24 protein-coding genes and 1 pseudogene are annotated in these 24,421 nt (G+C 70.9%); 10 read left to right on the forward strand and 15 right to left on the reverse strand.

Going from position 1 to position 24,421, the window contains the following annotated elements; all coding sequences use genetic code 11:
* Positions 1–225 precede the first annotated feature (225 nt).
* Positions 226–1,590, reverse strand: a complete 1,365-nt coding sequence (locus tag OHS16_RS28500; RefSeq protein ID WP_328540110.1) for a dipeptidase — start codon at positions 1,588–1,590, stop codon at positions 226–228.
* A 165-nt stretch (positions 1,591–1,755) separates the two neighbouring features.
* Here OHS16_RS28500 and OHS16_RS28505 point away from each other — a divergent pair, with 165 nt between their 5' ends.
* The gene (locus OHS16_RS28505; RefSeq protein ID WP_328540111.1) at positions 1,756–3,084 is read left to right on the forward strand and encodes a geranylgeranyl reductase family protein; all 1,329 of its coding nucleotides are present in this window, start codon (positions 1,756–1,758) and stop codon (positions 3,082–3,084) included.
* Positions 3,085–3,088: 4 nt separating this feature from the next.
* Here the strand turns inward: OHS16_RS28505 and OHS16_RS28510 are convergent, their stop codons facing one another.
* A complete protein-coding gene (locus tag OHS16_RS28510) occupies positions 3,089–3,538 on the reverse strand; it encodes a nitroreductase family deazaflavin-dependent oxidoreductase (protein ID WP_328540112.1) in 450 nt (149 codons plus the stop codon).
* A 127-nt stretch (positions 3,539–3,665) separates the two neighbouring features.
* Here OHS16_RS28510 and OHS16_RS28515 point away from each other — a divergent pair, with 127 nt between their 5' ends.
* Genes OHS16_RS28515 through OHS16_RS28525 form a run of 3 tightly spaced genes read left to right on the forward strand, consistent with a single transcriptional unit; the run spans position 3,666 to position 6,372 of the window.
* Entirely contained in the window at positions 3,666–4,361 is a 696-nt protein-coding gene (locus tag OHS16_RS28515; RefSeq protein WP_328540113.1) for a TetR/AcrR family transcriptional regulator, read from the forward strand.
* A 59-nt stretch (positions 4,362–4,420) separates the two neighbouring features.
* Positions 4,421–5,710 carry a sensor histidine kinase gene (locus OHS16_RS28520; RefSeq protein ID WP_328540114.1) on the forward strand — a complete coding sequence of 430 codons (1,290 nt, stop codon included), beginning with the start codon at positions 4,421–4,423 and terminating at the stop codon, positions 5,708–5,710.
* Positions 5,707–6,372, forward strand: coding sequence for a response regulator transcription factor (locus OHS16_RS28525; RefSeq protein WP_328540115.1), 666 nt, complete (start codon positions 5,707–5,709; stop codon positions 6,370–6,372). The genes OHS16_RS28520 and OHS16_RS28525 overlap by 4 nt, the downstream gene beginning before the upstream one ends.
* Here OHS16_RS28525 and OHS16_RS28530 read toward each other — a convergent pair.
* Positions 6,333–6,620, reverse strand: coding sequence for a DUF6332 family protein (locus OHS16_RS28530; RefSeq protein ID WP_328540116.1), 288 nt, complete (start codon positions 6,618–6,620; stop codon positions 6,333–6,335). The two genes, OHS16_RS28525 and OHS16_RS28530, sit on opposite strands and share 40 nt — an antisense overlap.
* A gap of 106 nt (positions 6,621–6,726) precedes the next feature.
* On the reverse strand, positions 6,727–8,220 hold the full coding sequence (locus tag OHS16_RS28535; protein ID WP_328540117.1) for an MFS transporter: 1,494 nt from the start codon (positions 8,218–8,220) through the stop codon (positions 6,727–6,729).
* A gap of 87 nt (positions 8,221–8,307) precedes the next feature.
* Between OHS16_RS28535 and OHS16_RS28540 the strand changes: the two genes are divergently transcribed.
* Positions 8,308–8,703: a MarR family winged helix-turn-helix transcriptional regulator gene (locus OHS16_RS28540; protein WP_328540118.1), complete on the forward strand. Its 396-nt coding sequence runs from the start codon at positions 8,308–8,310 to the stop codon at positions 8,701–8,703.
* 93 nt (positions 8,704–8,796) lie between these two features.
* On the opposite strand, the gene OHS16_RS28545 is transcribed toward OHS16_RS28540, so the two are convergent.
* Both OHS16_RS28545 and OHS16_RS28550 read right to left on the reverse strand, forming a co-directional pair.
* Complete coding sequence (locus tag OHS16_RS28545; protein ID WP_443042802.1) at positions 8,797–9,543, reverse strand: maleylpyruvate isomerase family mycothiol-dependent enzyme; 747 nt, start codon at positions 9,541–9,543, stop codon at positions 8,797–8,799.
* Positions 9,544–9,574: 31 nt separating this feature from the next.
* Positions 9,575–10,798 (reverse strand): MFS transporter, encoded by a 1,224-nt coding sequence (locus OHS16_RS28550; protein WP_443042803.1) that lies wholly within the window; start codon positions 10,796–10,798, stop codon positions 9,575–9,577.
* An 87-nt stretch (positions 10,799–10,885) separates the two neighbouring features.
* On the opposite strand from OHS16_RS28550, the gene OHS16_RS28555 reads away from it, so the two are divergent.
* Positions 10,886–12,100, forward strand: coding sequence for an ROK family protein (locus OHS16_RS28555; protein WP_328540121.1), 1,215 nt, complete (start codon positions 10,886–10,888; stop codon positions 12,098–12,100).
* Positions 12,101–12,103: 3 nt separating this feature from the next.
* On the opposite strand, the gene OHS16_RS28560 is transcribed toward OHS16_RS28555, so the two are convergent.
* From OHS16_RS28560 to OHS16_RS28570, 3 genes are read right to left on the reverse strand one after another with little or no spacing between them, the layout of a single operon-like run.
* The gene (locus OHS16_RS28560) at positions 12,104–13,003 is read right to left on the reverse strand and encodes a phosphotriesterase family protein (RefSeq protein WP_328541022.1); all 900 of its coding nucleotides are present in this window, start codon (positions 13,001–13,003) and stop codon (positions 12,104–12,106) included.
* Positions 13,000–13,584: a DUF4865 family protein gene (locus tag OHS16_RS28565; protein ID WP_328540122.1), complete on the reverse strand. Its 585-nt coding sequence runs from the start codon at positions 13,582–13,584 to the stop codon at positions 13,000–13,002. The genes OHS16_RS28560 and OHS16_RS28565 overlap by 4 nt, the downstream gene beginning before the upstream one ends.
* 18 nt (positions 13,585–13,602) lie before the next feature.
* On the reverse strand, positions 13,603–13,998 hold the full coding sequence (locus OHS16_RS28570; RefSeq protein WP_328540123.1) for a (R)-mandelonitrile lyase: 396 nt from the start codon (positions 13,996–13,998) through the stop codon (positions 13,603–13,605).
* A gap of 240 nt (positions 13,999–14,238) precedes the next feature.
* On the opposite strand from OHS16_RS28570, the gene OHS16_RS28575 reads away from it, so the two are divergent.
* Complete coding sequence (locus tag OHS16_RS28575) at positions 14,239–14,517, forward strand: SHOCT domain-containing protein (RefSeq protein ID WP_328540124.1); 279 nt, start codon at positions 14,239–14,241, stop codon at positions 14,515–14,517.
* 30 nt (positions 14,518–14,547) lie between these two features.
* On the opposite strand, the gene OHS16_RS28580 is transcribed toward OHS16_RS28575, so the two are convergent.
* Both OHS16_RS28580 and OHS16_RS28585 read right to left on the reverse strand, forming a co-directional pair.
* A complete protein-coding gene (locus OHS16_RS28580) occupies positions 14,548–15,042 on the reverse strand; it encodes an ATP-binding protein (protein WP_328540125.1) in 495 nt (164 codons plus the stop codon).
* 140 nt (positions 15,043–15,182) lie between these two features.
* The gene (locus OHS16_RS28585) at positions 15,183–15,491 is read right to left on the reverse strand and encodes a hypothetical protein (protein WP_328540126.1); all 309 of its coding nucleotides are present in this window, start codon (positions 15,489–15,491) and stop codon (positions 15,183–15,185) included.
* Positions 15,492–15,713: 222 nt separating this feature from the next.
* Between OHS16_RS28585 and OHS16_RS28590 the strand changes: the two genes are divergently transcribed.
* Positions 15,714–16,847 (forward strand): PLP-dependent cysteine synthase family protein, encoded by a 1,134-nt coding sequence (locus OHS16_RS28590; protein ID WP_328540127.1) that lies wholly within the window; start codon positions 15,714–15,716, stop codon positions 16,845–16,847.
* Here the strand turns inward: OHS16_RS28590 and OHS16_RS28595 are convergent.
* Complete coding sequence (locus OHS16_RS28595; RefSeq protein WP_328540128.1) at positions 16,825–17,331, reverse strand: SRPBCC family protein; 507 nt, start codon at positions 17,329–17,331, stop codon at positions 16,825–16,827. The genes OHS16_RS28590 and OHS16_RS28595 overlap by 23 nt on opposite strands.
* 182 nt (positions 17,332–17,513) lie before the next feature.
* Between OHS16_RS28595 and OHS16_RS28600 the strand changes: the two genes are divergently transcribed.
* A complete protein-coding gene (locus tag OHS16_RS28600) occupies positions 17,514–17,888 on the forward strand; it encodes a DoxX family protein (protein ID WP_328540129.1) in 375 nt (124 codons plus the stop codon).
* A gap of 19 nt (positions 17,889–17,907) precedes the next feature.
* On the opposite strand, the gene OHS16_RS28605 is transcribed toward OHS16_RS28600, so the two are convergent.
* Both OHS16_RS28605 and OHS16_RS28610 read right to left on the reverse strand, forming a co-directional pair.
* Positions 17,908–18,606 carry an alpha/beta hydrolase gene (locus tag OHS16_RS28605; RefSeq protein WP_328540130.1) on the reverse strand — a complete coding sequence of 233 codons (699 nt, stop codon included), beginning with the start codon at positions 18,604–18,606 and terminating at the stop codon, positions 17,908–17,910.
* 14 nt (positions 18,607–18,620) lie between these two features.
* The gene (locus OHS16_RS28610; RefSeq protein ID WP_328540131.1) at positions 18,621–19,445 is read right to left on the reverse strand and encodes a DeoR/GlpR family DNA-binding transcription regulator; all 825 of its coding nucleotides are present in this window, start codon (positions 19,443–19,445) and stop codon (positions 18,621–18,623) included.
* Positions 19,446–19,639: 194 nt separating this feature from the next.
* Here OHS16_RS28610 and OHS16_RS28615 point away from each other — a divergent pair.
* Positions 19,640–21,987, forward strand: a pseudogene (locus OHS16_RS28615) (hypothetical protein); the annotation flags it as partial.
* Here the strand turns inward: OHS16_RS28615 and OHS16_RS28620 are convergent.
* Positions 21,960–24,398 carry a right-handed parallel beta-helix repeat-containing protein gene (locus OHS16_RS28620; protein WP_328540133.1) on the reverse strand — a complete coding sequence of 813 codons (2,439 nt, stop codon included), beginning with the start codon at positions 24,396–24,398 and terminating at the stop codon, positions 21,960–21,962. The pseudogene OHS16_RS28615 and the gene OHS16_RS28620 overlap by 28 nt on opposite strands.
* Positions 24,399–24,421: the final 23 nt, after the last annotated feature.

The raw sequence follows: 24,421 nt of genomic DNA on the forward strand, positions 1-24,421 counted from the left end.
AACTCCCCGACCGGACGTCGGGCCCGGGCCTCGGAGCCGGTTCGAGCACGCCGGGCCGCGCGCCCCGCCATCGCTGCCACGCCTCCGTGACCGGCCCGTCCGGAAGCCCCCGGACTGCTGCCCGCATCACCCACCCCTGGGTGATGCGTTGACACCGAGCGGGCCGCCCGCCGCGCGACCGGGCGGCCCGGTGGTGGTCAGCGCGACCGGGCGGCCCGGTGGTGCTCAGTCCTGCTTGGAGTGTGCGTAGTTGACGAGGAAGTGCGCCTCGGCGACGGAGAGCCGCTCCAGCTCTTCGGGGGAGACGCTCTCGTTGACGGCGTGGATCTGCGCCTCCGGCTCACTGAGCCCGATGAGCAGGATTTCCGCCTCCGGATAGAGCGACGCCAGGGTGTTGCACAGCGGGATCGAGCCGCCCATGCCGGAGGACTGCATCTCCTCGCCCGGGTAGGCGATCCGCATCGCCTCGGCCATCGAGGTGTATGCCGGGCTGCTCGTGTCGGCACGGAACGGCTGGCCCTGGCCGATCTGTTCCACCGAGAGCCGCGCGCCCCACGGGGTGTGCGACTCCAGGTGGGCGGTGAGCAGTTTGGTCGCGTCCGCGGCATCGACGCCCGGCGGTACCCGCAGGCTGATCTGGGCCCGTGCGCTCGCCTGCACGGAGGGGGTGGCGCCCACGACCGGCGGGCAGTCGATGCCGATGACGGTGACGGCCGGCCGGGCCCAGATGCGGTCGGCGACCGTTCCGGTGCCGATCAGTTCCACACCGTCGAGCACCTTCGCGTCCTGGCGGAATTCATCCTCCGGGTACTGGAGGCCGTCCCATCCGGCGTCGGCGGCCAGCCCGTCGACGGTCGTCGAACCGTCCGCCGCACGCAGCGAGTCCAGCAGGCGGATCATCGCGGCGAGTGCGTCGGGAGCGGCGCCGCCGAACTGGCCGGAGTGCAGATTGCCCTTCAGGGTGTCGAGCTGGACGCGGAGCATCGTCATCCCGCGCAGCGTCGCGGTGACGGTCGGCAGGCCGACCCGGAAGTTTCCGGTGTCCCCGATGACGACGGCGTCGGCCGCGAGCAGCTCGGGGTGCGCTTCGGCATACCGCTCCAGGCCGCCGGTGCCCTGCTCCTCCGAACCCTCGACGATCACCTTGACGGACACCGGGATGCCGCCGTGCGCCTTGAGGGCGCGCAGTGCGAGCAGATGCATCAGGAGCCCGCCCTTGCAGTCCGCTGCCCCTCGCCCGTACCAGCGGCCGTCCCGCTCGGTCAGCTCGAACGGCGGGGTGAGCCAGGCGGACTCGTCCAGTGGCGGCTGCACGTCGTAGTGGGCGTAGAGCAGCACGGTCGGCGCGCCCGCCGGCCCGGGCAGGAGCCCGTAGACCGACTGGCTGCCGTCCGGGGTGTCGAGCAGCGCGACGTCCTGGAACCCTTCGGAGCGCAGCGCTCCGGCCACCCAGTTCGCCGCTCCCTCGCACTCGCTCCTGGGGAAGACCGCCGGATCCGCCACCGACTGGAAGGCCACCAGCTCGGTCAGCTCCGCCCGGGCGCGGGGCATCAGCGAGGCAATGGTCTCGGCGATCGGATTCGGGGTCATGGGCACGCTCCTCGTGGGTGCGACGTTGAAGTACCAGTGCGTGTGTGTACGCCTGAGCACGTTTTCGGGCTGACCGATCCTCCCACAGCCGGGTCGGCGGACACCGCGCCGTAGGATGCCGTCGACAACACGGGCCACTGGTCGGATCGGGAGCAGCAGCACATCGTGAGCAGCGAGAACGCAGACGCGGGCACGGAACACGACCAGACGGTATGGGATGTGGTGGTGGTCGGCGCGGGCCCGGCCGGAGCCTCGGCCGCCTATGCCGCCGCAGTGACGGGACGACGGGTGCTTCTGCTGGAGAAGGCCGACCTGCCCCGCTACAAGACCTGTGGGGGCGGCATCATCGGGCCCTCGCGTGACTGCCTGCCGCCCGGGTTCGAACTCCCGCTGCGTGACCGGGTGTACGCGGTGACGTTCTCGATGAACGGCAGACTCACCCGGACGCGCCGGTCCCGGCAGATGCTCTTCGGGCTGATCAACCGGCCCGAGTTCGACGAGCAGCTGGTGGAGCACGCGCAGAAGGCGGGCGCGGAACTGCGGACCGGTGTGACGGTCACGCGCGTCGAACAGCACGGCTCCACGGTGCCGGACCGGCGTACTGTCGCCGTCGTCCTCTCCGGCGGGGAGACGGTGCTGGCGCGTGCCGTGGTGGGCGCCGACGGCAGTGCCAGCCGCATAGGGGCTCATGTCGGGGTGAAGATGGACCAGGTGGACCTCGGCCTAGAGGCAGAAATTCCGGTTCCGCCGACCGTCGCGGAGGACTGGGCAGGACGCGTACTCATCGACTGGGGCCCCATCCCGGGCAGTTACGCCTGGGTGTTCCCGAAGGGCGACACCCTCACCGTGGGAGTGATCTCGGCGCGTGGAGAGGGTGCGGCTACCAAGCGCTATCTGGAGGACTTCATCGCCCGTCAGGGACTGGCCGGCTTCGAGCCGTCGGTCTCCTCCGGCCACCTGACCCGTTGCCGCAGCGAGGACTCCCCGCTGTCACGGGGACGGGTGCTGGTGTGCGGGGACGCCGCGGGACTGCTCGAGCCGTGGACGCGTGAGGGCATCTCCTTCGCGCTGCGCTCGGGACGGCTCGCGGGTGAGTGGGCGGTTCGGGTCTCCGAGTCGCACGATGCCGTGGAAGCGCGCCGCCAGGCGCTGAACTACGCCTTCGCCATCAAGGCGGGCCTCGGCGTGGAAATGGCCGTCGGGCGGCGGATGCTCAAGCTCTTCGAGCGCCGTCCGATGGTGCTGCACGCGGTGATCACGGGTTTCCGTCCGGCCTGGAAGGCGTTCGCCGGGATCACCCGCGGTTCGACATCGCTGGGCGAGCTGGTGCGCACCCACCCGCTGGCCCAGCGTGCGCTGACCGCGCTGGACCGCAAGGAGTCCGGCGGGAACACGGTCCGGGCCGACGACGGGGGCGACGACACGGAGGGCATCCCGGATACGGCGGGCGGCGCATCCGACGGCGCCGGGAAGGCGGCGAGTCCCGCCGAATAGGCGGTCAGTCCGTGAGGTTGATGCGGAAGACGGGGTGGTCGGGTGCGATCCTGCGCAGCTCCTCGTCACTCGATTCGGGGCCCACACCGTTGAAGAAGACCCCGACCTCCGCCTTCCACCGCTTGAGGTAGGCGCGCAGGATCTCCGGCTTCTCGCCGTCAGGGATCTCGGCGGCCGTGAAGGGCTCCGTCTTCTTGCCGAGGATGAGCTCGCCACCGCCGGCGGCGCGCATGTTGTGGGTCCACTGCACATGGCCGCGGGGGGCGATCAGATACTGGTCGCCCCCCAGGGTGAGCAGGTTGACCGGGGTACGGCGCCATTCACCGCTCTTACGGCCGCGCACTGCCAGGACGCGGGATCCCCAGACGCTGACGCCGCGCCGCGTCAGCCAGGCGACCAGCCGGTTGAAGACGTTGACCGTAAACCATCCGGGCTTCTTGACGTACGTGGTCATGGGGCTGCCCCTTCGGGAAATGTGAGCACTGCTCTCGCTTGAGAGCAGTCTGCCGTGATCGGCGATCCAAAGCAAGAGCACCGCTCACTTTGTTGGTCAGTGCTCCGGATCTGGCACACTGCTCACTATGAGTACTGTCCGAGGAGCCAGGGAACGGGCCCGTATCGAGGTCACCGCAGCCATCAAGGACGAGGCGCGCAGACAACTCGCCGCACAGGGCGCCTCCAAGCTGTCGCTGCGCGCCGTGGCCCGCGAACTGGGCATGGTCTCCTCCGGCCTCTACCGGTACTTCCCCAGCCGCGACGATCTGCTGACCGCCCTCATCGTCGACGCCTACGACGCGATCGGGGAAGTCGCCGAGTCCGCGCTTGCCGGGGCAGGCCGCGCCAAGGCTCCGGCCCGCTGGAGCGCCGTCTGCACCGCGGTACGCGGCTGGGCCCTGGCGCACCCCCACGAGTACGCCCTGATCTACGGCTCTCCCGTCCCCGGCTACACGGCCCCCCGGGCAACCATCGGGCCCGCATCCAGGGTGGGCCTGGTTCTGATCTCCATCGTCCAGGACGCCTACCGCGGCGACGGATTGGCCCTCCCGCCCCTCGCCGCCGAGCTGAGGCCCGAGGCCGAGCGGCTGGCCGCAGACATCGCGGCGGATCTTCCGCCGGCCGTCGCCGTTGCCCTCACCGCCGCATGGTCGCAGCTCTTCGGCCTCATCTCCTTCGAAGTGTTCGGCCAGTTCAACCGGCTGGTGGAGGACGGGAACGCGTTCTTCGCGCAGGCATCGGCGGCCCTCGCGGACTCGGTGGGACTACTCCGCCGGGAGTAGGTGTGATCACCACGCCGGGTTGACGCCCCGGCGGGTGTTCCCGGTCTAGCGTGGCGGGCATGGACGAGCCCGGTTCGGATGAGCAGCGAGGTCGCGGACGAGCCGGTCCGATCCGGGCACATCCGGGACCCGGCGGATGGCGGTCGCCGTGGGCGCAGCCCGCTCCGGACCGGCTGCCCTGGCGATCCACGCTCGCGCTCACCGTGGTCGTCCTGGTGGGCTCCTACGTCGCCGAACGCGGGCAGCTCGACCACCGTGTCCCGCTCGATGCCGCGGGTCTGTGCCTGCTGTTGCTCGGTCAGGCCCTGCTGCTGCTGAGGCTCAGACACCCGGTCCTTGTCGCCTTCGCCACCTCGGCCACCGCGCTGGTCTACCTGGGAGCCGGATACCCGTACGGTCCGGTCTTCCTCACCGTCGCGGCCGGATGCTTCGCGGCTGTCGTCGCCGGGCACCGACGCGCGGCCTGGGGTGCTGTCGGCATTGTCTGGGCGGGGCATCTGCTGATCGCCCACTGGCTCTACCGTTTCCTGCCGCCGGGCGGTGATCACGCTGTGCCCTGGGGGCAGGAACTGGCCATCACCGCCTGGGTGATCGCGATCCTCGCGGCCTCGGAGTTCGCCCGCCTGCGACGCGAGCAGTGGGCCCGCGAGCGCGCCGAGCGCGCGGCGGCCGAGAAGCGGCGCACCGACGCGGAGCGCCTGCGGATCGCCCGTGAGCTCCATGACGTGCTGGCTCACAGCATCTCGGTGATCAACGTGCAGGCCGGCGTCGGCCTCGCCCTCCTCGACTCGGACCCCGAGCAGGCGCGCACCGCGCTGACCACCATCAGGGCCGCGAGCAAGGAGGCTCTCGGCGAGGTGCGCCAGGTGCTCGGGACACTCCGCGCGCCCGGCGAGGCACCCAGGACGCCGGCACCCGGCCTCGAACGTCTCCCCGAACTCGTCGGCCAGGCGGCGTCGGCAGGCCTGACGGTGGATACGGTCACCGTCGGCGCACCGGCCCGGCTCGGGCCCGGGGCCGGTCTCGCCGCCTTCCGGATCATCCAGGAAGCGCTGACCAACGTGGTGCGGCACTCGGGATCCCGCACCGCTCGGGTCACCCTCACCTGGGCACGCGGCCGGCTCGCCCTGCGGATCGACGACGAGGGGCCGGCCACCCGCGCCGATGCCGGAGGCGGCGGCAACGGCCTTGTCGGTATGCGCGAAAGAGCGGCGGCGCTCGGCGGTACCGTCGACGCCGGACCGCGCCCCGGAGGCGGCTACCGGGTCGAGGCCGTCATCCCGCTCTCCGGCGCACCCGGCACCGGCCGGGGCGCCGCACCGGACACCACCCCCAAGGAGTCGCCGTGATCCGCGTACTGCTCGCCGACGACCAGTCCCTCGTGAGAGCCGGTTTCCGGGCACTGCTCGGAGCCCAGCCGGACATCAAGGTGGTGGGGGAGGCCGCCGACGGGGCGCAGGCGGTCGTTATGGTGCGTGAACTACGGCCCGGCATCGTCCTGATGGACATCCGGATGCCCGTGCTGGACGGTCTCGCCGCCGCCCGCCGCATCACCGACGACAAGGACCTCGACGGCGTCAAAGTGGTCATGCTCACCACCTTCGAGCTCGACGAGTACGTCTTCGAGGCGATCCGCTCCGGTGCCTCGGGCTTTCTGGTCAAGGACACCGAGCCTGAGGAGCTGCTGCGCGCGGTACGGGCGGTGGTCGCCGGAGACGCACTGCTCTCACCGGGCGTGACCCGCAGGCTGATCGCGGAGTTCGCGGCCCGGTCCAAGGAGCCGTCCGCCGACCCGGATCTGGCTCAACTCACCGATCGTGAACGGGAAGTGATGGCGCTGGTCGGCCTCGGCCTCTCCAACGACGAGATCGCCGGACGGCTCGTCGTCAGTCCGCTGACCGCCAAGACACATGTCAGCCGGGCCATGGTGAAGCTGGGCGCCCGCGACCGGGCCCAACTCGTCGTCCTGGCCTACGAGTCGGGCTTGGTGCGCCCCGGCTGGCTCGGCTGAGCCGGCCGGCCGCCGAACCGCCACAGGACGTGGACGACACGGGTCGCGAAGACCACCGCGGCCAGCAGCTCGCCGGCCGTGATCAACAGATGTCCGGCCGGGCGCGGGATGTCGAAGAAGAAGAGCGGACAGATGACTCCGCCGAACGCGGCGGCGGCCACGAATGCCGCGCTCGTCAGGGCGTAGCCGATCTCGACGGTGATCGTGTCGCGCTCGGCCCGGGTTCGCGGCCCTGTCCCTCTCCTCATCCGCTGAGTCTCACAGGGCCGAGTCCCACGGGCAAGCAGTCCCCACCGGCCGGGCGCCTTCCGGGGGGCGGGCAACTTCCCGCCGGACGCGGCCCGGCGGCCGCGTTCAGTCGCGTACGGGGATCCGCTGCGGGGCCCCTGCTGCGGCGTCTTCCCCGGCGGAGCCGGCGACCAGCACCGTGTGCTGCTGCGCCCGGCGGGTCCGCAGTCCTGTCAGGGTGATCAGCAGTCCGGCGAGTGCGATCACCGTCACGACCACGAGTCCCGGGCGGAAGCTGTCGAGTACGGCCTGCGGTGACCCGTCGGCACGGCCGCCCGCGGTGATCGCGGCGGTGACGATGGCCAGGAAGACCGCACCACCCACCTGGAACGAGGTGTTGAGCAGACCCGACACCATGCCCTGCTCGTCGTCGTGAACCCCGTTGGTGGCCTGGATGTTGAGCGAGGGGAACGCCAGCGCGCAGGCTGCCCCGAGCAGCAGCATCGACGGCAGGATCACCGCCGCGTACTGCGGGGTCAGACTGACCCGCAGGAAGAGGGCGTATCCGACGACCAGGAACGTGAAGCCCGCCGCGATGACCCGGGGCGTGCCGAAACGGTCGACCAGCGCGCCGATCTTCGTCGACGACAGTGCCACCAGGGCGCCTGCGGGCAGGAAGGCGAGCGCTGTCTGCAGCGCCGACCAGCCGAGCAGCGACTGCATGTACTGCGTCACCAGGAACTGGAATCCGACGTACGAGCCGAAGAACGCGGCGGCGCCGAGCTGCGCCCGGATCTGTGACCCGGAGCGCAGTACCCCGAGCCGGATCAGCGGGTGCGGGCTGCGCCGTTCCACGATCACGAAGGCGGTGAGCAGTACGGCGACGCCGAGAAAGGACAGCAGGGTGCGGGCGGATGCCCAGCCGGCTCCGGGGGCCTGAACGACCGTGAAGACCAGCAGCAGCATCGATGCGGGCCCGGTGATGGCGCCGGGCAGATCGTAACCGCGGTGCGCGTTCTCGCGCTCGCTGCGCGGGATCAGCCTGAGGCCGAGAAGGAGGGCGATCAGAGCTATCGGCGCCGGCAGCAGCATGGTCGAACGCCAGCTCAGTTCGGTGAGGAGTCCTGAGAGCACCAGGCCCATGGAGAAACCGGTCGCGGCGCACGTGGTGTAGATGGAGAGCGCCCGGTTCCGCTCCGGTCCTTCGCGGAAGGTCGTGGTGATGATCGACAGGCCCGCGGGCGCGGTGAACGCGGCGCTCAGGCCCTTGATGAACCTGCTCGCGATCAGCAGGGGTCCCGAGTCCACGAGTCCGCCGAGCAGCGACGCGAGGGCGAAGACGCCGAGCGCGATCAGAAAGACCCGGCGCCGGCCGAGCAGATCGGCCGCTCGGCCACCGAGCAGCAGCAGCCCGCCGTACCCGAGGATGTAACCGCTGACCACCCACTGCAGTGTCGAGGTGGCCAGATGCAGATCGGAGGCGATCGACGGCAGGGCGACGCCGACCATCGAGACATCGAGGGCATCGAGAAACATGGCCGCGCAGAGGACGAGCAGAGTGCCCCACAGGCGGGGGCTCCAGCGTTCTTGTGGGACGGGGACGGAGAGCGATGTGGTCATGCGGAGGACAGTACATGCACGTGCATTCAATGCAAACGCATTTAATTCCAATGCAACAAAGTGCCGGGATTCTGCTACCGTGCGGGCATGGCGGCGAAGGACACCGGGCGGGTGCTTGTTGAGGAGTGGCGGGACATCCTCGCGCTGCATGCCCGCACGCAGTGCGAGCTCGACCGCGAACTGCATCAGCACGGTCTGGGGGCCAGCGATTTCGAGGTCCTCGACGTACTGGCGGAAAGCAGGGCGGAGGACGGCAGTTGCTCCTACCGCGTGCAGGAGATCGCCGACCGGGTGCACCTCAGCCAGAGCGCGTTGTCCCGGTTGATCGCGCGTCTGGAGAAGGACGGCCTGGTGTCCCGCGGGATGTGCAGCGAGGACCGCAGGGGTGTGCGGGTCGTGCTCACGGATGCCGGCCGGGTGCGCCACACGGAAGTGCTTCCGGTTCAGCGCGCCGTGCTCTCCCGGATGCTCCGGCCCTCGTGACCGACTCGGTGTCCGGTTGCCCCCTCCCGCCTCGCGCGCGGGTTCCCCGTCGGTCCACGCCCGGTCGCTCGGTGACGGGTGATCACCGCGGGGTCACCGGGCCCAGGTGATCCCGGACGTGTCCCGCCAGAGCCGGGCCAGAGTCGCATCGCCGCTGAGGGACACGGCGGAGAGCGGCCGCCGGTTCCACAGCGTGGCATAGAGCAGTTGGGCGGTCCCGCTCAACTCGCTGTCGGCGGGCCCCGATGCCGTACGGTCGGTCCGCAGCGGCCCGGTGGACAGCCGGGCCGTCCAGCTGTCTCCGGTGTCGGTTGTGCTCACGCGGAGGGTCCGCGGTACGTCCGTACGCACCCGGCTCTTGGGGCGCGCATGGAACATGCACAGCAGTTCGTCGATGCCGTCGACCGCCAGCCCGGCGTCCACCGTGCCCGGCTCGATGCCCAGCGCGGCTTCTGCGTCCATCCGGTGAACCGTCGTCTCGTGTGCCTGCCTGCGGGCCCAGAAACGCAATGGGGACCGTGTGGGCGCCAGCGTCCAGCACTCGAGGTCGCCCGGCGCCCGGCCCAACGCGGCGACCAGTGAGGCGTGTCCGTCCTCGAACCAGGCGAGAAGTGCCTTCCCGTCGAGGTCCGGCTCCTCGCCGCCGGGCCGGTAGCCGGTGTGCCGCTCCGCGACGAAGGCCGTCGCCCAGCGGTGCACCATGCCGGTGTGCCGCAACAGGTCACGGATCTGCCAGCCGGGACAGGTCGGAACCGGGGCGTCCGGACCCGCCTGTGCGGCTGCCGCGGCGAGTGACCGGCCCGCACTGTCCAGCGACTTGATGAGTTCGGGGGTCCGCAGGAGCTCCATGGGCGGGATTGTGCCAGTGCGCTCAGCCCGCGGGCGAGGACGAGGCGTTCCGGGCGGCGTATCCGATCAGGGCGGCGGTGGCGGCGAGCAGGGCCACCGTGGTGAGCGCCACGGGCAGCGAGAGCCAGTCCGCGACGAAGCCGATCACCGGTGGGCCCAGCAGCATTCCGCCGTAGCCCAGAGTCGACGCGGTGGCGACGCCGTTCGGGCCGGCCAGTGCGCCGGCCCGCGCCACCGCCACCGGGAAACTGTTGGCCAGCCCGAGGCCGGCCAGCGCGAAGCCGAGCAGCACCAGCCAGGTGTCGGGCACCAGCGCTCCGATGAGCATGCCCGCGGCGGCGATCGCCGCGCCGCCCACCAGGGTCCGGGTCTGGCCGAGGCGTTCGAGCAGTGCGGTGCCGGTGAGCCGCCCGATGGTCATCGCCAGTGCGAAGAGCGAGTACGCGGAGGCGGCCACACCGGGGTGCGCGTGCAGATCCTGTTTCAGATGGAGGGCGCTCCAGTCGGCCATGGCGCCTTCGCCGTATGTCGTGCAGAGCGCGATGACCCCGAATACCAGGACCAGTCGACGGCTGTGACCGTCCAGCCGGTGTGATCCGGGCCGCTGTGCGGCAGACCCGGCGGTGGAAGGCGCCGGATGACGCATCAGTTCGCACCCGGCCACGGCGGTGACCAGCAGGCCTACGACCGCCAGTCCCGTCAGGTGCGTCGCGGCCGAGAGGCTGCCGGCGACCAGTCCGCCGACCCCTGCTCCGATCATGCCGCCCAGGCTGAACGCCGCGTGGAAACTCGGCATCACCGGGCGTCTCAGGGCGGCGACCAGATCGACGGCCGCGCTGTTCATGGCGACGTTGACACCGCCGTATCCCGCCCCGAAGACCAGCAGGACCAGGCCGAGGGCGAGGGCGGAGTGGGTCTGCGGCGGCAGGGCGATGCTCATCGAGAGCAGCACCGCGCAGACCACGGTGACCGGATGGTTGCCGAACCGCTTGCAGAGCCGGCCGGTCAGCAGCATGGTGATCACGGCCCCGGCCGATACCCCGAGCAGAGAGAGCCCGAGGGCGCTCGCCGACGCTCCGGTCTGCTGTTTGATCGCTGGGATACGGACCACCCAGCCGGCGAAGAGGAATCCGTCCAGCGCGAAGAATACGGTGATGGTGGCACGCAGCCGCCGCATGGGCCGTGTGGTGCTGCTGTCGCCCGGGCCCATGGAAAGGACCGTACGCACTTTGTTCAGGTTCGGCACAAAAGAAGAATAGGCGCAGCGGTGCACGGCGACAAGAGACATCCGGCCGCGTCCTCCTCCTCTCCGGATCATGGGAGACTCGCCCCCATGAACGGCAAGGTGACGACGAACCGGACCAAGCTGGAACGTGGCCGGAGCGCGCTGGGACCGGCGCTCGAACTGGTCCACACCGGGCGCGCGCCCACTCGCGCGGTGCTCACGGCCGAGTTGGGTGTCACCCGTGCCACTGCCGGTGCGGTCGCCGCCGAGCTGGAAGCGCTCGGCCTGATCCAGGTCGACTCCCGCCCCGGTGCGGCGGCCGGATCGCAGGGACGCCCCTCGCACCGGCTCGCGGTGAACGACCAGGGCCCTGTGGTGCTTGCCGCTCAGGTGCACGCGGACGGCTTCCGCGCCGCGCTGATCGGTCTCGGCGGCCGGGCGGTGGCGACATCGCCCGGCTGTGTCACGGTCTCGGCCGACCCCGCGCAGGTGCTCGGCGCCGTGGTCGACGAGGGGGCGGCACTGCTGCGCGACAGCGGGCTGCGCTGCGTAGGGGCGGGGCTCGCGGTTCCTTCGGCTGTCGCCGAGCCGGAGGGGACCGCTCTCAATCCGCTCCATCTGGCCTGGCCCGCGGGCGCCCCGGTCCGCGACATCTTCGCCGAGCGGGTGCGCGCCGCGGGCATCGCGGGGCCCGCTTTCACCGGGAACGACGTGAATCTGGCGGCGCTGGCCGAGCACCGTCACGGCGCCGGCCGTGGTGCGAAGCATCTGCTGTGTGTGGCCACAGGGCACCGCGGTGTGGGCGGTGCGCTGGTTCTCGACGGCCGTCTGCACACCGGCAGTTCGGGCCTCGCCCTGGAGGTCGGCCACCTCACGGTCAACCCCGAGGGCCGCCCCTGTTACTGCGGAAGCCGGGGATGCCTGGACGTCGAGACCGACCCGCTCGCCTTCCTCACGGCCGCCGGACGGGTCCCCGGTCCCGAGGGCTCGTTGCTCCAGCAGTCCCGGGACATCCTCCGCACCGAGTACGCCGATCCGGGTGTACGGATCGCCGCTCAGGAGATCGTCGACCGCCTGGGTCTGGGACTCGCGGGCCTGGTGAACATCCTCAATCCGGACCGCATCATCCTCGGTGGGCTCCATCGCGCGCTGCTGGACGCCGACCCGGAGCGGCTGCGCGCCGTCGTCGCCGACCGGAGCCTGTGGGGACGCAGTGGAGGGGTGCCGATCCTTCCCTGCACGCTGGACCACAACAGCCTCGTGGGGGCCGCCGAGCTGGCCTGGCAGCCGGTACTCGACGACCCGCTGTCGATCGTGGGCTGAGAATCAGGGTCCGGCAGGGCAGGCCAGGGCGAAGGCGCGGGCCGGATTGCCGACGAGGATCTGTTTCATCAGAGCCGGGCCCAGGGTCTTTTCCAGCCGCGGGCGCAGGCGCCGGAGCAGATACGGCATACCCGGGGTCTCCGGCGTCGTCGTGTCGCCGCCGAGCAGCAGCCGGTCGCCGTAACCGGCGTCCGCCAGCGAGCCCAGCAGTTCGGGCAGCCGCCAGTCGGTGGCGTGGGTGGCCCGAGCCGGCCCGTCGAAGGCGAGGAACGCTCCCGACTCCGCCGCCTCGCGGTGCGCAGCGGTGTCGGGGGAGCGGCCGAGATGGCCGAGCACCACATGCTCGGGCGGCACACCCAGCCGCGCGCACAGCAGGTCGAGCACGTCCATCGCGCCCGTGCCGAGCTCCAGGTGTACCGCGATGGGCGCGCCGGTCCGGTGATGGGCCTGCGCGGCCGCCCGCATGGTCTTCTCGGCGTGCGCGTCAAGACCGTGGAAGCTTCCGGCGACTTTGATCAACCCGGCGCGGACACCGCTGGAGCCGATGCCCTCCGTCAGCTCCGACACAAACAGTTCGGCGAGCGAACCGACGATCCCACCGAGCAGTTCTGGTGCGTAGTGCGCCGCCTGGTGCAGTCCCGTCGCCGCCACCAGATGAGCCCCGCTCCTGCGGGCGAGCGCCGCGAGGGCGGTGGCTTCGCGCCCCATGCCGTACGGCGTCCACTGCACCACCGACTGCCCGCCCAGCGTGCGGAATTCGTGCAGCACATCGGCGGCCCTCACGGGGTCGTCCAGTTCCTGGCCGGGCAGGCGCGGGCTGCGTATGAAGAGGTGGTCATGAGCGTCGGTGAGGCCCAACTCCCCAGCCGGAACGTCCCCGAGCACCGTACGGACGAGGTTCACCACTGCCTGCCCCGGGTCAGTGCGGAGCGCTCGGGCTGGCTCAGGTGGAGCACCTGGAAACGGTCGCCCAGGACCTGCGGCGGTACGGCGTTCTCCCAGAGTGTGAAGTGCACCAGCTCCCAGTGGTGCGGATCGACGGCGAGCGCCGTGCAGACAACGCCGTCGAGACGGCTCAGATCCTGTGTCCGTGCGACTGCCTCGTCGACGGCCGCCGCAGGGGCGACATCCCGGGCCAGGCGCTCTCTTTGCCGTACGGCGTTACGCGGCACGGCTGTTGACGCGGGGCCGTCCTCATATGCGAGACCCGTCCAGTGCTGCACGCCAGGACGTCCGAAGTCCTGGACGAGAGCCTGGAAACCCGGTCCCAGGAGAAAGGAGTTCATCGCTTCCGTGGTCGCCCACAGGTAGAACGGCGCGTACTCGTTCACGGGCGACCCGTCGCCGCGTTCACGCATCAGATAGGCCTTCAGGCCGAGGCCGGGAAAGCCGTCGAGCAGGTGCCCCTTGGTGGCCACCCGCTTGCGGATGATCTCCATGTCGTAGTCGGCGGGCAGGGTGATCTCGTAGTGCATCGCATGCATGGCGGGCTCCTCAGGCTCTCAGGCCGGGTATTCGTCGTCGCCGACCGGTGCTGCCCAGTCGATGGTGGTGCCGTCGTCCGCGGCTTCCACCACGGCGAGGTGGGTCATGAAGCTCCGCGGTGCGGCGCCGTGCCAGTGCCATTCGCCCGGTTCGATCCACACGGTGTCTCCCGAGCGCACGGTCTCCGCCGGGCCGCCCCTGCGCCGTACCAGTCCCTGGCCTTCGGTGACGTGCAGCACCTGGCCGTGCGGATGCCGGTGCCAGGCGGTGCGGGCGCCCGGCGCGAAGTGCACGTTCATGACCACGAGCCGGGAAGGGGCTCCGGGGTCGGCTATCTCGTCCAGCCAGACGGTCCCGGTGAAGTTCCGGGCCGGGCCGGGCAGGCTGTCCGGTCGGTTCCTGGTGATGTGCACGTGAGGTGAACTCCCTGAAGTGGTGGGTGCGCACTCACTGTACATACTAGTAGGTACAAATATCAGGGAATTCGGGCCGACGCCGTGGGCGGGCCGATGCCGTGTGCAGGGCCCGCCGGCTCCCCGTGTACTCCCGCGGTCGTACGCGGGGAGCCGCTGCCCGTACGACGCCACGGACCCCTTCGTGGGGCGACGCTGGGCATCAGTAAGGAGCGATCCCCACCAAGGAGATGAACCGATATGAACACGCTGGCCTTCTCGGGCGGCCCCGGCCCGTGGATCCTGCTCTTCCCGCTCTTCTGGGCGATCGCTGCCGGCGCCGTTGTCACGGTGCTGCGCCGCACCGCGTGGCGGGGCCGGAGGGGTCCGGCGCAGATGCGCGGCGCCTCGGGTGGGCACGCGCCCATCGCGGTCCTCGGACGCCGCTTCGCCGCGGGCGAGATCGACGAGGACGAGTACTGGCGCCGGCTGTCCGTCCTGGACGAGCAGTTCGGTCCCGCGTCCAGGGGTATGTCCTGATGGGCGCGTCCTGTGTCTCGCGCCGCCCGGTCAGCTCACCAGCGCCGACCGGGCGGCGGGCTGCGGCTCGGCGAACGGTCCGGGCGTGGTCGCCCCGTACAGCGCGCCGGCGGATCCCGCGGTGGCAGGCGACGGCGCCGGCAGGGTGAACCAGACGGTCTTCCCCTCGGCGCCCTGAGGCCGGACTCCCCAGCTCTCGCTGACAGCGGCGATCAGGGACAGACCCCGTCCGCAGGTGGCGAACTGATCGGCGTTGTGCACTGTGGGTATCCGCGGGTCGTGGTCACGGACGGACACCGTGAGGCGGTCGAGCAGCAGGTCCATCTCGACCGTGCAGAGCTTGTCCGGCTCGGCGTGGCGGTGAACGTTGGTGAGCAACTCGGTGACACCGAGAGCCGCTTGGTCGATCAGCGGATCGAGATGCCAGTAACGCAATTGGGCCGAAACGATTCTGCGGACTTGTCCGATGCGGGCCGGCAGAGCCTGGAGCTCCACGGCGCAATGCCTGGCTGGTTGGGTGATCACGGCTGCGACTCCCCGAATGAGGTCCGGAAGAAGACGAAGTGGCCCGGCGGGGGGTTGTTCTCAGCGTGACCGCCGGCAAACCCTGAGTGATGCGAGATCAGGGTCCCCCAGGGCATACGGCTTCGCAACTCGCGGGCCCCTCAGTGCCGCCCCCCGCGGACCGCGTCCAGGAACCGTCCGGCCGCCTTCGCGCTGTCCAACCGCACATTGCGCTGTCCCATCGTCAGCCGGTAGCGGGTGCCGTTCACGGTCGCCACCATCCGGCCCACCCCCGCGAACAAGGGCCTGGCGGCGCTGACCGCACCGAGCGGGGCGCTGTCGATCTCGCGTCCGTTGCTGGTGAGCAGCGCCAATCTGCCGTCCTTGATCAGGACTTGGCCGGCTCGGGTGAGCGAGCGGGGCCAGCGTTCGATCCGTACGCCCGTCGCAGTGAATTCCGTCTCCGCCATGGCTGTCCCCTGCCCCTTTGTGTGGATTCCCTCCGGGCAGTCTGCCGGGACGGAGCCCTGCGCACCAGTGCACGGGGGCCCGCGGACTGTATTGGCATGTGCCGGTTCGAGCCGTTATCGCACAAGCGGGTCCTATGGGGGGTCAAAGTAAATGTTTGTGCAGGTGAGGGGCCTATGGTGGCCGATGGGAACTACGAGTGGGCATGGTGAGGAGAAGCGCGAGTGAACACAGCGGAGCAGGGATCGGGTGCCGCAGCTGCGGCAACCATCGACATCGATCACAGTGATCCGGAGTACCGGGCCTGGCTGAAAGAGGCCGTGCGCAAAGTCCAGGCCGACGCGAATCGCTCCGCCGACACCCATCTGCTGCGGTTTCCGCTTCCCGAGGGGTGGGGCATCGATCTCTATCTCAAGGACGAGTCCACTCACCCCACGGGCAGCCTGAAGCACCGGCTCGCCCGCTCGCTCTTCCTCCACGGGTTGTGCAACGGCTGGATCCGGCCCGGCAAGCCGGTCATCGAGGCGTCCAGTGGGTCGACTGCTGTCTCCGAGGCGTACTTCGCCAAGCTGATCGGCATCCCGTTCATCGCGGTGATGCCGCGCACCACGAGCGCGGAGAAGTGCCGGCTGATCGAATTTCACGGCGGCCGGTGCCACTTCGTGGACGACTCCCGGAAGATGTACCAGGAAGCCGCGTCCCTCGCCGCCGGCACCGGCGGCCACTACATCGACCAGTTCACCTACGCGGAGCGGGCGACGGACTGGCGCGGCAACAACAACATCGCCGAGTCCATCTACCAGCAGCTCAGGCTGGAGCGGTACCCGGAGCCCGCCTGGATCGTCGCGACCGCGGGCACCGGCGGCACATCGGCGACCATCGCCCGCTATGTGCACTACATGCAGTACGACACCCGTATCTGCGTACCCGATCCGGAGAACTCCTGCTTCTTCGAAGGCTGGGCCAACGGTGACTCCTCTGCGAGCAGTGACTGCGGATCACGCATCGAGGGGATCGGCAGACCCCGGATGGAGCCGAGCTTCGTGCCCGGTGCCATCGACCGGATGATGAAGGTGCCGGATGCCGCGAGCGTGGCCGCGGTCCGCGCTCTGGACAGTGCCATCGGCCGGAAGGCGGGAGGGTCCACCGGTACCGGTCTCTGGGGTGCACTGAAGATCATTGCCGAGATGGTGGCCGAGGGGCGGACGGGCAGTGTCGTCACGCTGCTCTGCGACCCGGGTGAGCGGTATCTCGACAAGTACTACTCCGACAGCTGGCTCGAGGAGCAGGGGCTCGACATCACCCCCTACGCCGCGGCCATCGAACGGCTGCTGGCTACCGGTCGCTGGACTTGGTGAAGGGCGCGTCCCGTGCCACTCCGGCCGTGAGTCTGCGGTCAAGTGCGCGCATGGCGCCGTGGAAGGCGTGCCGCAGTCCCGCCCGCCCGATCCGCAGTCCGGTGACCAGGGGCGCGCCACCGTCGGCAGCGACGGTCCACTGGACGCGGGTCCCCGATTCGGTGGCGGTCAGCCGCCATTCCTCGAGCAGCGCGTGCAGCCCGGGTGCGCTGCTCTCATCGGCCCGATAGGCGTACCGGGCCGGGGGTTCGGCCGCGAGCACCGACTCCTGGAACCGGGCGCCGCCCCTGAGCCGTACCTCCCGGCCTCCCGCGGTGGGGCGGGCCAGCGTCACGGCGCCGAACCAGTCCGGCCAGGCACTGGTCTCCTGGGCCAGTGCCCGGTAGACACGCTCGGGCTCGGCCGACACCCCGGCGGCGAAGACCAGGCGCAGCGGCGCGGACTCGACGAAGTCGAGGCCCACGGGGCGGAGTCGATGAGGCATCGGCCGTACCTCCGGAGCTGGATGGTGGACGGGCCAGCACACCATAGCTGACGGCGCATCAGCTGTCTGCCCCGTCGGGTTCCGCTCGTCGGACGGCCGGCAACCGGGCTTTCCGTTTCGGCTACTGGGCAGTAAGAATCAGTCGGACGCATCCGCACACCAGGACCACAGGAGGGCGCCCCATGTCCGCCACCGACCGCTCGGCGACATGTCTGGCCGCACTGCTCGCCGGGGCGGGCGCCATGCATCTTCTGGCCCCCCGCCCGTTCGACGAGACGATCCCGGCCTGGCTGCCCGGCGAGGCCCGGACCTACACCAAGGTCAGCGGGGTGGCCGAGCTTGTGCTGGCGACCGCCGTCGCGCTCCCCGCCACCCGGCAGGCCGGAGCACGCGCCGCCGCGGGCTTCTTCGCCGCGGTGTTCCCGGCGAATGTGCAGATGGCCTACGACTGGCGGAACCGGCCGATGCCGTTCAGGGCTGCCGCGCTGGCGCGGCTGCCCCTCCAATTGCCGCTGATCGCCTGGGCGGTGAAGGTCGGCCGGAGTGCCGAGCGCTGATCCGGTCGGCCTGCGGCCCTCACAGGCTCCGCGGCTCGCCGGTCTCCAGGGCGTGCGCGACCTCGTCAGGCAGGGGGGCGAAGCCCAGCAGTCCGGAGACCGTACGGGCCGTGAGGCCGTGCCAGGTCCGTGCTCTGCGGATCATCGCGTGGTCGCCTCCGCAGATCGTCAGGGCGCAGGCCTCGGCGCCCGCGGCTCTGGCGCGCCCGGCGTACCCGGCGCTGTCGCGGGGGTCGGTGGTTCTGTCGCGGTCACCGTGCAGCAGTACGATCCGGCGGCCGGCCAGCTGGTCCACCGGCTCCGCGGCAGGACACCACGGAGCCAGGCCGACCACGGCCCGCACCAGGGGATGCTCCGCGGCGCGCAGGGCCGCGCGGCCACCCATGGAATGCCCCACGAGTACCACTGGCAGCGAACCCGCTGCCTCGGCGAGTTCATCGAGCGCGCGCAGCGCGTCCTGGGCGGCGTCGGCGCGCGCACCGTTCCAGCCGCGGTAGCGGTACCGCACCCGGCCGACCACGGCATGGCCGGCGGTGGCGCAGGCGATCCCGGCGGCGAACGGACGCATCCTGGCACCCGGCAGGTTCCACGCGGGGGGCGGCTCCGGACCCTCGGCCCGTCCGCCGTGCAGGATCAGTACGGCAGCCTGCGGGGCGGCAGCGGGCAGGGTGAGCACGAGGGCGGGCCGCTGGCCGCCGCTTCGCGGGGACACCGGCACCCGCGGGTCCCTCCTCAGTCGGCCCCGCCCGCCACGACCAGGCCGGGCAGGGACTCGGCGATCTCCTCACGGGCCTCGGCGGACAACCCGGCGTCGGTGACATAGGTGTCCACGTCGTCCAGCGTCGCGAAGGAACTCAGGCCCACCGTGCCCCACTTGGTGTGGTCGGCGACGACCACCACCCGCCTCGCGGACTGCACGAACCGCCGGTTGGTCTCGGCCTCGGCGAGATTCGGCGTGGACAGACCCGCCTCGGCTGATATGCCGTGCACACCCAGGAACAGCACATCGAAGTGAAGCGACCTGATCGCCTGGTCGGCCACCGGGCCCACCAGGGAGTCCGAAGGCGTCCGCACCCCGCCTGTGAGCACCACGGTGGCGGCTCCCGGGCGGTGTCCGCTTCCGCCGAGAACCTGCTGCGCGGTGTGGAACACGTCGGCGACCCGCACCGAATTGGTGACCACGGTCAGGTCGGGCACGTCCAGCAGCTGATGGGCCAGTGCGAACGTCGTGGTGCCTCCCGACAGCGCGATCGCGCTGCCCGGCACGGCCATCGCGGCGGCGGCCCGCGCGATGTCCTCCTTGGCGCTCAGTTCGAGACCCGACTTGGCCTCGAACCCGGGCTCGTGCGTCGAAGCCTCGACCAACGGCACCGCGCCGCCGTGCACCTTCTCGAGGACGCCCTGCCTCGCCAGCGCGTCGAGGTCCCGTCGGACGGTCATGTCCGAGACCTTGAGCTTGCGGGTGAGTTCGTTCACCCGGACACCGCCCCGACGCCGGACCTCGTCGAGGATCAGGGCGCGCCGCTGCTCCGCGAGCAGATTCTGATTCTCGCTCACCGACAGGTCCGGTCCTTCCATGGTGTCCGGCAGGTCCCTCATCCTCGCACGCGGTGTTCCCGGATGCCCCACTGGTTGCCAGGGTTGTCCCGGGGGGAGATTCAGAGGGAGCCGCGCGATGGGTCATCGCCCTGCGCGACGACGACGGACCCCGCGCCCGCCGAAGGCGCCCTTCACGAGAGAGGGCCACCGCCGTGTCATCACCCTCACCTGCCCCGGAGAACGGGGACCCCGCGCTCGAACTGCTGGTCCACGGTGTCGGCGGGGCGACCCCGCAGGAGATGCTCGGAGATCCGCGCACGGTCCGGGTCAGCGGCGACGGTACGGCGGCGGTCTTCCGCCGCACCGCGGACGCCGACGCCGCTGAACACCCCGAGCGGTACCGGGACCGGCCGATCCCCGAGGCGTATGTCTGGTCCAATCTCACCTCCGGCAACAGCGCACGCGCCCTGTGGCTGCTGCTGCTCCCCTTCATGGTGGTCAACCTCGCCCACTGGATGCTTCCCCCGAATCCCGGGATGCGCCGGACCGTCCGGCTGTACGGGGTGCTGGTGCGGCTTGTCGCACTCAGCCTCACCGTGCTGCTGGTGGCCGCGGTGTGCGAGGTCGCGCTCGATCTGACGGCCTGGCAGTGCGCGGGGTCGCCGGCCTGCACGGACCAGAGGTCCTGGCTGGGTTTCCTCGCCGCCGCGCGGGGCGGCTGGTGGTCCCAGCCCGGCCGGCGGCTGGCGCTGGCCGCGACGGCGCCCACCGGCCTGACGGCATTGCTGTGGTACCTCTCCAACCGCACCTGGGGCGCGTACGAGTCCCAGCAGCCGCTGGGCGGGGAGCTCAGGACCGGCGACCAGGACCCCGGACCGACCGGACGGCCCGCGCTCGGCACACCCGGGTTCTGGTACGGACGCAGGCTCGTGGCGCGGCTGCGTGCCGCACACACCGCCGCCGGATTCCTGACGGTGGGCGCCGCTCTCACGGTCGCCACAGCCGAGTTCGACCACCGCTCGGCCCGCCCGCTCATGGAGGCCGCAGGCCGGCTTCTGGAAGCGGCACTGCTGGTGGCGGCCGGAGTGGTGGTCTGGGTGGTGTGCCGCAGAGGCCGGACCGAGTCCCGGCTGGACAAGGAGCTCGACCGGGCCGTCGTCACCCTGCTGCCGGGAGGCGGGATCGTCCTGCTCCTGCTGTCCGTCTGCTATGCCGCCTGGTCCCGTCCCGGCTGGGCGTCGCACGGCACCCTCCCGGGCGACCGGACCTTCGGGATCATCACCCTCACCCAGCTGGCTCTGGTGGTCGCACTGACCGTGGCCGCGCTGGCACTTCACCGCCGGGCGCCCCGCCGCCGCAGCGCACTGGGCGGACAGGGCGGACCTGCCGTCGCTCTGCTCGCCTGTGCTCTGGCCGGGGTGATGACAGGCGGTGTCGCCCAGCGGATGGCCGACTGGCTCGACGGGCCCGGTACCCCCGGCATGGGCAGGCGGAGTTCCATCGTGGGGCCTCCCGTGCTGCTCAGCTGGCAGGCCTCGGTGATCCCGGTGCTGCTGCTGGTGCTGCTGGTGCCGGCAGGCTTCTACGCGGTCCGTACCCGGCGCAGCCGGCACCGCATCGCGGGAACACTGATGAACGACTACCCCGGGGAGACCCCCGACACCGTGCGGACCCGGCAGATCGCGGGTGTCCTGGCAAGGGCCAGGCTCACCGACTCCGCTCCGTCCCTCCTCGGCATCATCGCCGTCGCCACCCTGCTGCTCGGTGCGGGCGCGGTGTTCGGAGCCTGGACGAGCGGGGAGGTGCCGGGCCTGGCCGCTCAGCCGGCCCCCGCCCTGATCGCCTCCGCCGCGCAGTCCGTACAGGCCATCGGGTCCTGGCTGGTGGGTCTCGGCTTCATACTGTTCGTGACCTGGGGCAGGCGGGCCTACCGTGATGCCTCCGCCCGGCGAAGTGTGGGAATCCTCTGGGACGTCGGCACGTTCTGGCCGCGCGCGGCGCACCCTTTCGCCCCGCCCTGCTACGCCGAGCGTGCCGTCCCCGATCTGACCTGGCGGATGTTCACCTGGACCGATGTCACCGGGGGCAGAGTGGTCATCTCGGGCCACTCCCAGGGCAGCGTCCTGGCGGCCGCGGCGGTCTGGCAGCTTCCTGCCCGTACCCGGCACAAGGTCGCGCTGCTCACGTACGGTTCCCCGCTGGAGCGGCTCTACGGACGGTGGTTTCCGGCCTACTTCGGCCCGGCAGCCCTCGATGGCCTGCACCGCGAAGTGCAGTGCTGGCGCAATCTGTGGCGCGCCACGGACCCGATCGGCGGGCGGGTGATGCCGGGAGGGGACGTGGACCGCGGCCCGCTGCTGGATCCGGCCGCCTACGGAAGAACGCGAGAACATCCCCTGCCCGCCCCGATCCTGGGGCACTGCGACTACCAGGCGGACCCGGTGTTCGCCGAGGAACGCGCGGCACTGCTGACACGGCTCTCGGCGCCGGTACCCCGCCAGGCGGGTGCCGGGGCGGGGCCCGTGGAACAGGTCAGGGCATGTCCGGCAGATCCTCGGCGAACAGCAGACTGAGATCGTCGGTGGACATCTCGGAGAACTGGGCGACCCGGCCGGCGTGCCGCTCCACCATCGACTCGAAGGTCTGGCGGGCGGTGCGCCCATTGCCGAAACCGGGCCCCCTGGGCAGCGCGCCGAAGTACTTCAACAGCGCCTCGGGTGCGCCGGGGCCGAGCTGGTACTCATGCTCGTCGGCCTGCTGACCGACGATCCGCAGCAATTCGTCGGGGGTGTAGTCGCTGAACGTGATGGTCCGTGAGAAACGGGACGCGACACCGGGGTTGACGCCCAGGAAGCGCTCCATCTCCGCCGTGTAGCCGGCCACGATCACCACCACCGCCTCCCGGTGGTCCTCCATCAGTTTCACCAGCGTGTCGATGGCCTCCTTGCCGAAATCACGTCCCGAGTCCTCAGGGGAGAGCGCGTACGCCTCATCGATGAACAGCACCCCGCCGCGCGCCCGGTCGAAGGCCTCCTGGGTGCGGATGGCGGTCGAACCGATGTGCTCGCCGACCAGATCGACACGGGACACCTCGACGAGATGCCCGCGCTCCAGCACTCCGAGGGAAGCCAGGATCTCGCCGTACAGCCGGGCCACCGTCGTCTTGCCGGTGCCCGGGGAGCCGGTGAAGACCAGGTGACGGCGGGCCGACGCGGCCTTGAGACCGGCGGCCAGGCGCCTGCGGCCGATCTCGATCATGTCCGTGAGGGCGCGCACCTCCCGTTTGACGCTCTCCAGGCCTACCAGGGTGTCGAGTTCACCGAGCACGTCCGATGAGGACCTGGCCACACCGCCGGTGGCCGCAGGCGCGGCGGCAGCCGGCTCATCGGGACGCTGGTCGGGGACCGTGCCGAGCAGCCCGGTGGTCCGGGTCGCGGTCACCACGGCGGGAGCTGCCTGCGGTTCGGTCAGCACACCGCTCTCGTCGCTGGTGCAGTCCTCCACGACGGGGCCGCCGCTCCTGCCGTCGGCGTTCGAGGCGCCGCCGTCGGCGAATTCGTAACCGCCGCGGGCACACCGCTCGGTGCGGCAGCGGGTCAGGGTGGTGCGGCAACCGTCTATGACGTGGAAGCCGTAGCCGCTGCTGCCGGTCACCCGGCAGTTGTGGAAGGCGCCGCGGCCCTCGGCCGAGACATAGAAGCCGGCCTCGGTCGGCGAAGTGACCGTGCACCGCTCGATCCGCGGATCGGCGCCCTTCGTGACGATGACACCCGTCTGGGCCGCATCGATGGTGCAGCCGCTCAGGGTGCCGCCGCTGCCGTGGTCGCGGAACCACGCACCGGTGGAGGCCTCCCGGATACGGCAGTCGTCGAGCTGGGCGGTGGCGCCGTCGCTCACCGACACCGCCGTGTTGCGGACCTGGGACAGATCGCTGTCGACGACATCGGCCCGCGATCCGCGGTCCAGTACGAAGATTGCGTCCGGTACGTCGTGCACCCGGCACGAGTCCAGCACGACGGTCGCGCCGTCGCTGACCCAGACGGCGGGGTAGTCGCCGGTACTGTCATGGATCTCGCACTGGTTGGCGTCCACCCGGGTGCCCGGGTCCCAGACGGAGAGCCCGTTGCGGCCGAAGCGGCGCACTGTCGACCGGGTCAGCGTCAGCACCGAACGCGAACGCAGATCGACCGCGTTCTCCGGGATGTCGTGGATGTCGCAGTCGGACAGGGTCAGCACCGCGTCGGTGTCGAGGGTTATCCCGTCGGCCGATGTGCGGTGCACGGTGCAGTCGGTGAGATGTGCGGCGGCCCGTGAGGCGATCTGCACCCCGGTGCCCTTGACCTCGTACACCTCGCAGCCCACTGCCTCAAGACCGCTGCCTTCGCCGGTGACACTCAGCCCCGCGCCGGACGAGTGGTGGATGCGGCAGCGTTCGAGACGGGGGTGCGCGCCTCCGTGCACGGAGACACCGGACTGGCCTGCCGCGACCACCTCGCAGTCCTCGAACACCCCGCCCGCGCCGTCGAGTACCCCGATACCGACGCCCGCCGGATTGTCGACGGTGCAGCGCCGGACGGTGGGCCTGGCCGCACCGCGCACCTCGACTCCGACGGCGGAGCGGGTGACGATCCGCAGCGCGAGCAGTTCGGGGGTGCCCTCCTCGACGAGCAGGGCGGGAGCTGCCGAGTCCTGGCCCTCGATCTGGAGATCCTGCACGACGGCCGAAGCCCGCACCGTGAGCGGGATACCGTCCGCCGGGGCGATCCGCACCGATCCGGCCGCGCCCTCACTCCCGCGCAGGGTGACGGCGTGCCGGACGACGAGATTTTCGCGGTAGGTACCGGGGGCGACCGTGAGGACATCGCCGTCGCCTGCGGCCTCCAGGGCTGCGGAGAGCGAGGCGTACTCGCCTGTGCGGCGCCGCCACCTCGATGTGCCGGTGTACGTCACCTGGACCGTGCCCTGTGCCATGGCGCTGTTGTGCCCCCACCTCG

The sequence above is a fragment of the Streptomyces sp. NBC_00344 genome (assembly GCF_036088315.1).
Lineage (GTDB): Bacteria > Actinomycetota > Actinomycetes > Streptomycetales > Streptomycetaceae > Streptomyces.